Source organism: Gemmatimonas aurantiaca, from assembly GCF_037190085.1.
In the GTDB taxonomy this organism is placed as follows: Bacteria; Gemmatimonadota; Gemmatimonadetes; order Gemmatimonadales; family Gemmatimonadaceae; genus Gemmatimonas; species Gemmatimonas aurantiaca_A.
Window position 1 is genome coordinate 184,000 of the sequence record NZ_JBBCJO010000010.1, and the last position, 11,621, is coordinate 195,620.

Below are 11,621 nucleotides of genomic sequence, written 5' to 3' on the forward strand. Positions count from 1 at the left end.
GATGGTGTGCAGAACCATCGGCGTGGCGGGGCTGCTGCTCGCTCTGTGCGATCGTGCCGATGCAACGCCGTCGTTGGGTGGAGGAGCGACACCGGTGGACCGGGGCTTTTCGGTCACACCCGACGTGGTGGTGCGTATCTATGTGCCCAAGGGGAAACTGCGCGTGCAGGTGTGGGATCGTGACTCCATCCACGTGCGCGGCCAGATGAGTGATGGGGCGAGTTTTTTCGGAGGCGGATCACGCACGCACGTCAAGTTGGGTGTGGAGGCGCGCGTGGCCTCCGATCCGCGCTTGCCGGAAGCCGACTGGGTGGTGCACATCCCGCGCCGGACACGGGTGTGGGTGAAGCAGATCGACGGCGATCTCGAGGTCACCGGCACATCGGCGGAGCTCGAGGCGTACACGGTGCGCGGTCGCATGGTGGTGCACGATGTCTCGGGCAATACGATGCTCGAGTCCATCGACGCACCGGTGACCGTGCAGAACGGGCGCGGCGACCTGCGGGTGCGCGGCAGCAAGGGGGCCGTGGTACTGCAGCATGTGCAGGGCACGGTGTCGGTGGCGACGGTGAGCGGACCGGTGACGGTGCAGGCCGCGCGCTTCGATGGCCGTGTGGAAACGATCGGCGGGGATGTGATCGTGGAGCGGCCGGAGCTCGGGAAGGCCGAACTGGAGATCCAGACACACAGTGGCGGCGTCACGCTGCGTGTCGATCCCCGTTCGGCGCCTCGGTTGACGTTGTCGTCGCGTGCCGGCCCCCCGGTGGGTGATGTGATGGCCGGATCGGCCGAACACGGGCAACTGACGGTCCGTTCGTTCAAGGGGCGCATCACGGTGCAGGCGTTGCGATGAACGCAGAAGCCCGACGTCACGCCTCCCGTCATGTATCTCGTTGACGCTTCTCGTCGACGCTTCCTGTGAGGCTCACGCGAAGTTTCACGCGAAGTTTCATGCGAACGTCATGAGGTCTCGCTAAACCCCGCTGTCACGACCGGCATCTCTCCGGTGAATCATCTCCCGCGCGTTCGCTCCGGAGCATTCACCAAGGAGGAAGCATGTCGATCACTTTCCCGTCGGTCACGATCCCGTGGTCCTCGTTGCGGCGCACGCTGGCCGGTCGCCGCTGCCGGGTCGTCCCGATGCTCGCGTTCAGCGCCGCCGTCATTGCCGGACCGCCGCACATCACCGTACGGCCGATGCCCGCCACGTCGGAGACGGCATTCGAACTCGAAGTCGAACATCACACCGAACCCGGACAGCTCTCGGTCACCGGGCGCGCCGAAGGTGTGCGTGCGGGTCGGCGGGTTTCGGTGCCACTCACGATCGTGCGCAAGGATGCGGCGCATTTCACCGTGACGCGTCAGTGGGAGAAGAAGGCGGCCTGGGTGCTCGTCTTCTCGGCGGAGCAGGGACCGAAGGGGTCGCATGGAACCGCGGAAGCCATCATCAGCGTGGAAGCGAGTGGCAACGTGCAGGACGTCGAGTACATGAAACCGGTGGTACGCAAGGACGACCAGCAGCTTGCCGCGACGACGGCCGGCGTCGACCGCGCGCTGAGGGCACTCGGGCTCGTGACGGCCGCGAGATGAACGGAAGCGGGAGATACCGCCCCCTCAGGCCCCCTGTCGCAAACGGCGGATGAGTCTTCGGCGCTGGACGAGCGCCTGCACGTGCGTGCGCTGGAGCACATAGAGCCAGGCGCCGTAGACGGCGGCGAGCTGTGTCAGCACGAAGAGCAAACCACTCGCGCCCATGCTTTCATGGAAACCACGGCCGATCTGCAACAGCAGGCTGACACTGGTCGTCCATGAAAGCAGACGCGGAAGCGTGCGCACGAAACTGCGTGTGTCACGGCCGTAGAACTCGGCGCTGATGTAACCCACCAGCGTGAACGCGGCCACGTGCTCCAGAGCGCGATAGACCAGCGGTTGGGACAACGCGACCCCGGTCGGCATCAGCGCGAGAGTCCACCGCCAGGTCGTCGTGACATCGTTGAGGGGCCACAACGATGACAGCGCCAGGTAGATCGAGAAGACCGGCAGCAACATCCGCAACGTGGGCACTTCGAAACGTGATGCCCGATCGTGTGCGATGAGGCGCGCGGTCGCGATGCTTCGCAGCAGGGCGACGCCCAGCGTGAGCGTGGCGCCCGCCAACACGAGCGTGCGATCCCCGAACGCTCCGGGCAGGATCGCCACCAGTACCCATCCCGCGGCGATTCCGACCATCCAGGCCCGTCCGTCGGTGCGGCGGGGCGCGATGTAGGCGGCATGCACCGCGCCGATGATCCCGCCGGCCATGATGGCGATGAGCAGGATCAACCATCGCCGCTGCTCCCCTTCGCTGCCAAGGCCGATCAGCCAGCAGAGGGGAGTCAGGAGATAGATGAGTCCCATGAGCGGCAGTTCGAGCGCAAAACTCTGGACGGCTTCCTCGTCACGGACCATGCCCGCCACGCGGGTGAAGAACCATGCGCCCAGGAAGGCGCCGGCGGTGTTGGTGAGGAGATCCACCAGCGAGGTGTAGCGCGTCGGGGAGAAGAGCTGGATCACCTCGATGGTGGCACTGATGCCGCCGCCCAGCAGCACGACACGGGACCAGTTCAGCGGGGCGCCACGCGGCCGGGTCAGTTGATACACGAAGCCGAAGGGCATGAACATGAGGACGTTCATGATCAGATCCGTGGGATTCCAGATGTCCGTGAGACCGTGAGCGGGGGTGAGCTGAAACCGGAACGGCGCCAGTGTGATGATTCCCATCATCAGCACGAGATACCCGAGGATCGCCCGCCCCAGCCGCAGCGCCGTGAAATCCGCGGTCCGCCGGAGGCGAAAGGGTTCACGGGCCGCACGGCGGGCGTGTTCAGAAGGAACCAGACGTGGGAACGGGGACGATGGCGGGTGTCGCATATGCGCGGGCATGTGCGGAAGAGTATCGACCGGTGCTAGCTTTTGGCGGTCATCTTTTCCCCTTCATGTGTTGAGATCCGCATGAGATCTGCCGTCATCGCCGCGACGCTCGTTCTGTCTGCAAGTCTCACCCTCCCGGCATTCTCGCCAGCCTCCCTGATCGCGCAGCGTGCGGGTGCGCCGCGACAGACCGCCGGGCGTGGGGCGCCCGCCTACGTTCCGCCGGCTGGCAGTTGGGAGCGTCGTTCCCCGGGTGCGGTGGGACTCGATTCGGCGCGACTGGCCGATGCGGTGGCCTTTGCGGTCAGCAAGGAAAGCCGCACGCCGCGCGATCTCGAACTCAATCACTACGCCACCTTCGGCCGTGAGCCGCTCGGCGATCCCATCGGCCCCCTGCCGCCGCGGGGGGGAGCCACCGGCATCATCGTGAAGAACGGCTACGTGGTGGCCACCTGGGGCGATCCCGACGCGCAGGAAATCACGAACAGCGTCACGAAGAGCTTCGTGAGCACCGTGGTGGGGCTGGCCGTCGACGCCGGCAAGATCCGCAGTGTTCACGACACGGTCGCGAAGTACGTGCCACCCATCGTGCGGGCCCGTCCCAACGGTATCGGATATGCCCGCGATTGGCCGGGCACCGATCGGCTGCTCACCCCATTCGATTCTCCGCACAACCGGCGTATCACCTGGGATCATCTGCTCCGTCAGGTGAGTGACTGGGAAGGCACGCTGTGGGGCAAGCCGGAATGGGCCGACCGACCGGCGCAGAATTCCGCCACCTGGACGACACGTCCGCGTGAAGAGCCGGGCCGTGTCTACGAGTACAACGACACGCGGGTGAATGTGCTGGCCCTGGCCGCGCTGCAGGTATGGCGCCGTCCGCTGCCCGAGGTGCTGAAGGAACGGATCATGGATCCGATCGGGGCGTCGGACACCTGGCGCTGGTACGGCTATGACAATTCGTGGATCGTGCTGGACGGCCGGGAAGTGCAGAGCGTGAGCGGTGGTGGCCATTGGGGCGGCGGCATGATCATCAATGCGTGGGACATGGCCCGCTTCGGCCTGCTCACCCTGCGCCGCGGCCAATGGGGCGATCGTCAGTTGCTCAGCGATGCGTGGGTCACCCAGGCCCTCACACCGACGCCGGCGCAGAAGACGTACGGGTACATGAACTGGTTCGTGAACCCCGATCGTTCGTATCTCTCCGCCGCGCCCCCAGAGGCATTCGTGCACGTGGGAGCCGGCAACAACTACATCTACGTGGATCCGGTGAACGATCTCGTCGCGGTCGTCCGCTGGATGGACAGCAACGGCAGCCTCAATCAGTTCATCGAGAAACTGCTGGCGTCGCAGAGTCGGCGATGAGCAACCGTTCGAGCATGCCGGACCGGCGGGCAGGTCCCCGGGAGGAGCTGGCCAATGCCCTCACGCATGGCGCGGGGCTGCTCGCGAGCATGATCGGTTTGCCCTTCCTCGTGATTGCGGCGGCCGCACGCGGGGAGCGCGCCGCACTCGTTGGCGCCAGTGTATTCGGAGCCGCTCTGATCGCGCTGTATGCCGCCAGCACGGCGTACCACGCCGTCTCGATGCCGACGCTCAAGCGGCGTCTGCGTGTGCTCGATCATGCGGCCATCTATCTGCTGATCGCCGGTACCTACACACCGTTCACCCTGGGGGTGTTGCGCGGCACGTGGGGGTGGACGCTCTTCGGTATCGTGTGGACACTGGCGGCCATCGGGGTGTTGTTCAAGGTCATCGTGGGGAGCGGCCGCTTCGCCAGGGTGTCGACGTTCATCTACATCGCGATGGGCTGGCTGATCATCGTCGCCATCAAGCCTCTCGTGCTGTCCATTGCCTCGGGGGGACTGGCGCTGCTCGTGGCCGGCGGGCTGCTCTACACGGTCGGAGTGGTGTTCTACGTGGACAAGCGGCGTGCGTGGACCCATCCGGTGTGGCACCTGTTCGTGCTCGGCGGGAGCGTGTGCCACTACTTCGCGGTGCTCAACTACGCGGCTTCCACCCGCTGACACGCCGACGTTCTCCAAGGGATCGACCGCCGCATCATGGCATCCAGCCTGCTGATTCTTCTCGACGACATCACGTCGATGCTCGACGATGTCGCCTTGCTCACCAAAGTGGCCGCCAAGAAGACATCGGGTGTGATGGGCGACGATCTCGCCCTCAATGCCGAGCAGGCGTCCGGTGTGCGCGTGGACCGTGAACTGCCCGTGGTGTGGGCGGTGGCCAAGGGATCGCTGCTGAACAAGGCCATCCTGGTGCCGGTGGCGCTCGTCATCAGTGCCTTCGCTTCGTGGGCGGTGATGCCGCTGATGATGCTCGGCGGTCTGTTCCTCTGTTATGAAGGCGTGGAGAAAGTGCTCCACAAGGTGCTGCACCCGGCGCTTCCGCACGATGCCGGACCTGCTGCGCATGCCACCGCAGATTCCGTGGTGACGCATCCCGCACTCACGGATGCGCAGCGCCTGGCGGTCGAAACAGACAAGATCAAGGGCGCCATCCGTACCGATTTTGTGCTGTCGGCCGAGATCATCGTGATTGCATTGGGCACGATGAGTACCGCACCGATCGTCACGCAGATCGGCGCGCTGAGCCTGGTCAGTGTGGCCGCCACCGTGTTCGTGTACGGGCTCGTGGCCGGCATCGTGAAACTGGACGATCTGGGGCTCGCGCTGCATGAACGCGGACGCGCCATCGGCGGCCTGATCCTCCGGGCCGCGCCCTGGCTCATGAAGAGTCTGTCGATTCTCGGCACGGCGGCCATGTTCACGGTGGGCGGTGGGATCATCGCGCACGGAGTGCATGGCATCGATGTCGTGCTGGACCGGTGGGCACATGCGGCCGGATCGTTCGCGGGCGTCGGCAAGATGTTGCTCGACGCCGCGCTCGGCATCGTGGCCGGCGCTGTGCTCGTGGCACTCTCCCTGCTCGTGAAAAAACTGCGAAGCCGGTAGCCCCACCATGAGGGGCCACCGGCTTCGTTCGGTCGCGGCAGAATTGTCACGACAACAGGCAGACGAACATGCCGCATGAAAATCAGAACGAGATCGTGATCCCGCTGGAGAAGAACGTATCGGTGGTCTTGAGCGGCACGTTCTCGCGGATCGGCGGCGAGTTGTTGTACCGCACCAGATACGACAGCTTGAGTCCCAGGCGACGCGACAGGGGCGCCACGAGCGCACTCTCGGAGTTCACGAGATAGGCATCGCTGTCGGAAAGATTGGGCAGGAACTCACCCGTCTGCTGGAAATACGCCAGCTCGGTGAACAGGTGCTTGTAATCGAGCCCGAGACGCGCCGCCGGGAACTGCCGCTTGGCCGTGGCGGTGGACCCCTTCGTGAGCTGCTGCTGGAAGAGTGAACCACCGGCCTGCAGGGAGAGCAGATCGCGCTTGGAAACGATGGCCTTCCAGTCGAGACCGAAGCCTTCTTCGAAGCGACTCGCGATCCCCTGCAACACGTTCCGGTCGAAACGGGTGACGGCATACACACCGAGGCGCTCCATGATGGACCGCTCGGCCCGCAACCCGCCGTTCCAGAAGTTGGCGTTCACCTTGTGATCGGCTTCGCCGTAGAAGAACGCCAGATCTTCTCCAAGGGTCCAACCACGCGCCGTATACTTGAGCTTGTTGCCGAGATTGGTGGTGGTCGCGTTGGCGTTCCCGCTCGTCTGCGTGAAACCGGCAGTGCCCGAGAACTCGAGATTCTTCTTGGGCAGAGCGTCCTGCGCTTCGAGCGCATGGATCGCGGTGAAGACGGCCGCTGCCGCGGTGAGAAGGCGTGTGCGCATCATCGGAAAGTGAGGGTGAGTCCCGACGAGAAAAACATGTCGGTGGTGCGAAGCTGCTGATCGTTGCGGACCGGTGGTTCCGAATTGTAGCGGATCACGTACCCGACCTTCAGCCCCACGTTCCTCGAAATCGGCGCCACGATCGTGCTCTCGGTATTCACGAAGTAGGCCGTGGCCGTGTCCCCGACGGCCGGCAGATACTCGGCCGTATGCTGCAGAAACGCGAGCTTGTTGAAGCGATAGCGGTAGTCGACGGCGGCGCGGGCGGCGGGAAACGCGCGGGAGACCTTGGCGGTCACACCGGGCAGGAGATCCTGCGAGAACAACGAACCGCCGACGGCCACGTTCAGCTTGTTGTGGCTGTCGTCGAAGGCGAGCACGTTGATGCCGATGCCTTGCTGAAAACGGTTGGCCACCCCCTGCGGTACGTTGCGATCGTAACGCGAGGCCATGAAGAGCGCCACCCTGTTCATCAGCGTCCGATCTCCGCGGATACCGCCGTTCCAGAAGTTCGTGCTGACCTTGTCGTTCGCTTCTCCGTACATGAACGCCAGGTCCTGCCTGACGATCCATCCCGCCGCGCGATAGGTCAGCGTATTGCCAACATTGATGTTGCGGGCCGTCGCATTGCCCTGCGTTTGTGCGTAGCCCATCGAAGCGGTGAAATCGACGGCTTTTTTCTTCGCGGGCACCGGCGAGGATGGCTTGCCGTCCTTCGATGTCTGCATGGTCGTGGTCGGACTACCCGTGCTGACTCCTGCCGTACTCTGGGCGTCCAGATGCCCCGAAGCGCCAGGCCAGGCTCCGACCAACAGCATGCTCACCAGCAATGCACGAGAGAAACGAAACGGCATATCGCAGCAGGAGAAGTGACGTGACACCGGGCAGGGCGACCTGAGTAGTCGCACCTGCGCCGATGTCACATCTGAATCGGGTTACGGTTTGATGAACGTGCCTTCCCGAAGTTCCCGCATCGCGGTCTGCAGTTCGGTCTGGGTGTTCATCACGATCGGACCATACCAGGCCACCGGTTCCTTGATGGGAGCACCGCTGACGAGCAGGAAGCGGATCCCTGCGTCGCCGGCGCGCACCACGACCTCGTCACCGGTATCGAAGAGCACCAACGAGCGGTTGCCCGACAGGTCCCGAACGAGATCATCGTCGTCGCCGGCCGTGCGCTCGGTGAGCACCCCCATATTGTCCGAGGCGTGCCGGAAGGTTCCGCTTCCCTCGAAAATGTAGGCAAATGTGCTGCGATAGGCGTCGACCGGGAGCGTCTTCTTCACACCCGCCGGCACGGACACATCGAGATAACAGGGGTTGGCGGCGATGCCATCCACGGGGCCGCGCCTGCCCCAGAATTCACCGGAGATGATGCGCACGATCGTGCCGTCGTCGTCGGTGATTTCGACGATGTCGCCGGACTTCACATCCTGGTACCGCGGGGCCGTCATCTTGAGTGCGGACGGCAGATTGGCCCAGAGCTGGAAGCCGTGCATGCGACCCTGCGGATCGCCCATCGGCATTTCATGGTGCACGATGCCGCTGCCCGCCGTCATCCACTGCACGTCGCCGGCGCCCAGCAGACCACGATTCCCCAGCGAATCGGCGTGCTCGACGTTGCCGGCCAGCACATAGGTGATGGTTTCGATGCCCCGGTGCGGATGCCACGGGAAACCCGCCTGATACTGCTTCGGCACGTCGTTCCGGAAATCGTCGAACAGCAGGAATGGATCGGTCTCGCTGGTATTGCCGAAACCGAAGGCGCGGTGCAGGTGCACACCCGCCCCTTCCATGGTGGGCTGGGCCGTGACGATACGTTTGACGGGACGAATGGACATAGGAGTGCTCCGAATTGAGGTATCGGTGAATATATCTCAGTTCTGAGGTAAATGCAATATCCTGATTGGATCAGACGTCGGGAATGCCGACGGCGGCCGGGTTGGTACGCGGCAAGGCCGGGGCGTGCGCCGGCGGGGTGGGGTTCTCACCGAAGATGTCGAATGCCCGCATGCTGACGTCGGTGGCCGACAGGGCGGCCGCGAGTTCACCCTCCGCCTTGCGCAGGCCCCAGCGGTACAGAGGCGCCACGCTCGCCAGGGTGAGGCCGGCAAACAGGACGGCCCCTCCCAATGCCGGTCCCGCGAGTGCCGCGCCGGCGAGTGCGATGGCCTTCTTGCCCACGGCGAGCCCCAGGGCGCCTCCCGCCACCGAACTGCCGCTGGCCATCGCGAGCCAGCTCAGCACGTTGGCCATCACGCCATGGCGCAGGTCGATGGTCATGGTGACTTCGCATCGACGGGAGTCGCCCGGCAGGGCACTCAGCGAGACGCGGACCTGCGGGACGTAGACCCCGTACCGGGTCCAGGTCCACTTGTAGTTGATATCGCTGCTCAATGCCGGCAGGTCGAACACGAGCACACCGCCATCGAGTGGATGTCCACCCAGCGTATCGCGCAGGGTGAGCGACCAGGGTGGCCCCTGCAGGGTGCGGCCAAGGGCCTGGAGCGCGGTGCGTGGCGGCGCGTGAAAGATCCGTGAGACGGAGAGGGTGCGTTGTGCCGTGCCAAGCAGGCGGGTGGCCAGCCGATCGCGTCGCGGCGACACCGTGGGCGCCAGTGCCTGCCCCGTTGGCCTGGCGCGCAGTTCGTCCAGCGCGAGGGCCACGAAACGCTGTGATATGCCAGCTTCCACCGCGGCGGCTTCCACATCGCGCAGGCGGTAGGCATCGGTGGGTGTGACCGCACCGTTGTCGGCCGGTGGCCTCTGTCCGTCCACTGATCCGTCGCGCGATCCATCGTGGGGCGCCGTCAGCGCCCGCGTGTCGTTGACGCGCATACGCGATTCCAGGCGAGCGGCCGCCTCCGCCTGCAGTTCGGCGGCGCGACGCCACACGGCCATCGCATCGTCGCTCGACAGCGCTGTCTGTCCACCGGCGTCGCGTCCATCGTGCTCGAGGTGTTCCAGGGCTTTGCCGAGTGCGTCGGCGAGCTCCTCGCCCGTCGCGAACCGATCGCCGGGATGTTTGCGCAGACAGCGGTCGATCACGCTCGCTAGCGCGGCCGGCACGTCGGGCGCGACCGAGCGCAGGGTGGGTGGCTCTCTGGTCGCATGCGCCACGAGAATGGCCTGCGGTGACGCGCCTTCGAAGGGCAGGCGTCCACTCAGGGCGAAGAAGCCGATGCAGCCGAGGGCATAGAGATCGCTGCGTCCATCGAGGGCATCTCCGCCGGCCTGCTCGGGGCTCATGTAGTGCACCGTCCCGAGTACGTAACCGTCCTGTGTGAGCGCCGGATTGAAATCGGCCCGGGCGATCCCGAAATCGGTGACGATCGCCCGCCCGCTCGCGCGTTCGAGCAGAATGTTGTCGGGCTTCACGTCGCGGTGGACGATGCCCCGGGCATGCGCGTAGGCGAGCGCCCAGGCCACTTCGCGCAGCACGCGCACCACATCGGCCGGGGGCAGGGCTCCGCGGTCGCGAATGCGTTCGCCAAGCGACTCGCCTTCCACGAATCCCATGGCGAAGAAGGCATACCCGCCCAGTTCGTCGGCCCGGTAGACGGGCACGATGTTGGGATGGGAGAGCTGCGCGGCCATGCGGGCTTCACGCAGGAAGCGTTCGCGTGTTTCGCCGTGTTCGGCCAGATGGGGCGGCAGCACCTTCAGCGCCACCGCCCGATCGAGTCGTTCGTCGCGGGCAAGCAGCACGATACCCATGCCGCCGCGCCCCAGTTCGCGTTGAATGGCATACTGACCGCGCAGGGCGAGGCGCAGCGCAGCCAGTTCGGCGGGCGGAATCTCGGATGATGTGGCCATGCGTGCCTAAACCTACGCCTGTGCCAGACCTTCGAGCAGATAGGTGGGGACCACCTCGCGCGCCGCCAGCGCCGTGGCCCGCGTCGTGACACCGGTGAGCACGATGGCCGACGCGATCCCCACGCCCTGCGCACCGGCGATATCGGTGTGCAGCGTATCGCCCAGCATGACCACATCGCGTGTGCCGATCAGCTCGATGGCGGCGTTGAAGTGCACCGGCGAGGGCTTGCCGAGCACTTCGAACGTGGGCGCCTCCTCGTGCAGCAGGAGGTGCAGGGCCTTCTCCACCAGATGGGCGAACGATCCCGCGGTGAACCCGAACCGCCGCACGCCCGAGGGATAGATCAGATCGGGGTTGGCGAGAATCAGGCGTGGCATGCGTCCCCGGTGATGCGCTTCGAGGATCATCGACAGGATGTCGTCGAGCGAATCGATGAGGTCGATGCTGCCCTCATCGGCGATGACCACCGCATCGGCGGGGTCGTCGGGCACGGGATCGACCACGGTGGCGCCGATATCGCGCACATACTGTGCCGAATCGTCGGTGCCGAGCACGACAATACGTCCTTCGGCGAGACCATGGGCCTGGAGTGCGGGTCCGACCATCATCCCCGACGAGAGCACGTGCTCCGGTTCGACGGGGATACCGAGCCGCGAGAGGCGCTCCGCGGCCCGACGGGGCGATCGGGACGCGTCGTTGGTCACGACCAGAAAGGGTTGGCCGTCCCGACGCATGTCGGCGATGGTGGCACCGGCCCCGGGGAGCGCGCCCGAGGCGTTGACCAGCACACCATAGGCGTCAAAAAGCACCGCCTCGTGCCGGCGTCGCAGTTCAGGGAATGTGAGTTCGTGGATGATCGACTCCGCCGCCGGAGGACGAATGACGGAAACCGGGGACTCGGCGGTGGGCATGAATGGGAGAGGGCGCAGGGAAGACTCGGGAAAGAACAGGGACGACCGGGTGTTAAGAATGTGCTAAGGGTACGCTAAGATCCTATAAGCGACCTTAGCAGCATCGGCCGGATTGGATAGCCTGCAGGGATGTTCATGAGCCGCACAGGCTCGAAGTGGACTCCCGTTTTTCGAGG

General features: G+C 65.2%; 11 protein-coding genes. 5 read left to right on the plus strand and 6 right to left on the minus strand.

Features of this window, described 5'->3' with window-relative positions:
• The first annotated feature begins 1 nt into the window (after window position 1).
• Together WG208_RS13085 and WG208_RS13090 are read left to right on the plus strand one after the other, a co-directional pair.
• On the plus strand, window positions 2-853 hold the full coding sequence (locus tag WG208_RS13085; protein WP_337171879.1) for a DUF4097 family beta strand repeat-containing protein: 852 nt from the start codon (window positions 2-4) through the stop codon (window positions 851-853).
• 203 nt (window positions 854-1,056) lie between these two features.
• On the plus strand, window positions 1,057-1,590 hold the full coding sequence (locus tag WG208_RS13090) for a hypothetical protein (RefSeq protein ID WP_337171813.1): 534 nt from the start codon (window positions 1,057-1,059) through the stop codon (window positions 1,588-1,590).
• A gap of 24 nt (window positions 1,591-1,614) precedes the next feature.
• On the opposite strand, the gene WG208_RS13095 is transcribed toward WG208_RS13090, so the two are convergent.
• On the minus strand, window positions 1,615-2,922 hold the full coding sequence (locus WG208_RS13095) for a VanZ family protein (RefSeq protein WP_337171814.1): 1,308 nt from the start codon (window positions 2,920-2,922) through the stop codon (window positions 1,615-1,617).
• A 69-nt stretch (window positions 2,923-2,991) separates the two neighbouring features.
• Between WG208_RS13095 and WG208_RS13100 the strand changes: the two genes are divergently transcribed.
• The 3 genes from WG208_RS13100 to WG208_RS13110 are packed head-to-tail and all read left to right on the plus strand — an operon-like array spanning window position 2,992 to window position 5,882.
• Complete coding sequence (locus tag WG208_RS13100) at window positions 2,992-4,275, plus strand: serine hydrolase (RefSeq protein ID WP_337171815.1); 1,284 nt, start codon at window positions 2,992-2,994, stop codon at window positions 4,273-4,275.
• The gene (locus tag WG208_RS13105; protein ID WP_337171816.1) at window positions 4,272-4,937 is read left to right on the plus strand and encodes a hemolysin III family protein; all 666 of its coding nucleotides are present in this window, start codon (window positions 4,272-4,274) and stop codon (window positions 4,935-4,937) included. The genes WG208_RS13100 and WG208_RS13105 overlap by 4 nt, the downstream gene beginning before the upstream one ends.
• Before the next feature lie 33 nt (window positions 4,938-4,970).
• Entirely contained in the window at window positions 4,971-5,882 is a 912-nt protein-coding gene (locus WG208_RS13110; protein WP_345787002.1) for a DUF808 domain-containing protein, read from the plus strand.
• 82 nt (window positions 5,883-5,964) lie between these two features.
• Here the strand turns inward: WG208_RS13110 and WG208_RS13115 are convergent, their stop codons facing one another.
• The 5 genes from WG208_RS13115 to WG208_RS13135 all read right to left on the minus strand — a co-directional run bounded on the left by WG208_RS13115 (window position 5,965) and on the right by WG208_RS13135 (window position 11,445).
• Entirely contained in the window at window positions 5,965-6,717 is a 753-nt protein-coding gene (locus tag WG208_RS13115) for a DUF481 domain-containing protein (protein WP_337171818.1), read from the minus strand.
• Window positions 6,717-7,571 carry a DUF481 domain-containing protein gene (locus tag WG208_RS13120; RefSeq protein WP_337171819.1) on the minus strand — a complete coding sequence of 285 codons (855 nt, stop codon included), beginning with the start codon at window positions 7,569-7,571 and terminating at the stop codon, window positions 6,717-6,719. The genes WG208_RS13115 and WG208_RS13120 overlap by 1 nt, the downstream gene beginning before the upstream one ends.
• Before the next feature lie 81 nt (window positions 7,572-7,652).
• Window positions 7,653-8,558 carry a pirin family protein gene (locus tag WG208_RS13125; RefSeq protein ID WP_337171820.1) on the minus strand — a complete coding sequence of 302 codons (906 nt, stop codon included), beginning with the start codon at window positions 8,556-8,558 and terminating at the stop codon, window positions 7,653-7,655.
• A gap of 70 nt (window positions 8,559-8,628) precedes the next feature.
• Complete coding sequence (locus WG208_RS13130) at window positions 8,629-10,533, minus strand: serine/threonine-protein kinase (protein ID WP_337171821.1); 1,905 nt, start codon at window positions 10,531-10,533, stop codon at window positions 8,629-8,631.
• Window positions 10,534-10,545: 12 nt separating this feature from the next.
• A complete protein-coding gene (locus WG208_RS13135; RefSeq protein ID WP_337171822.1) occupies window positions 10,546-11,445 on the minus strand; it encodes an HAD hydrolase-like protein in 900 nt (299 codons plus the stop codon).
• Window positions 11,446-11,621 lie beyond the last annotated feature (176 nt).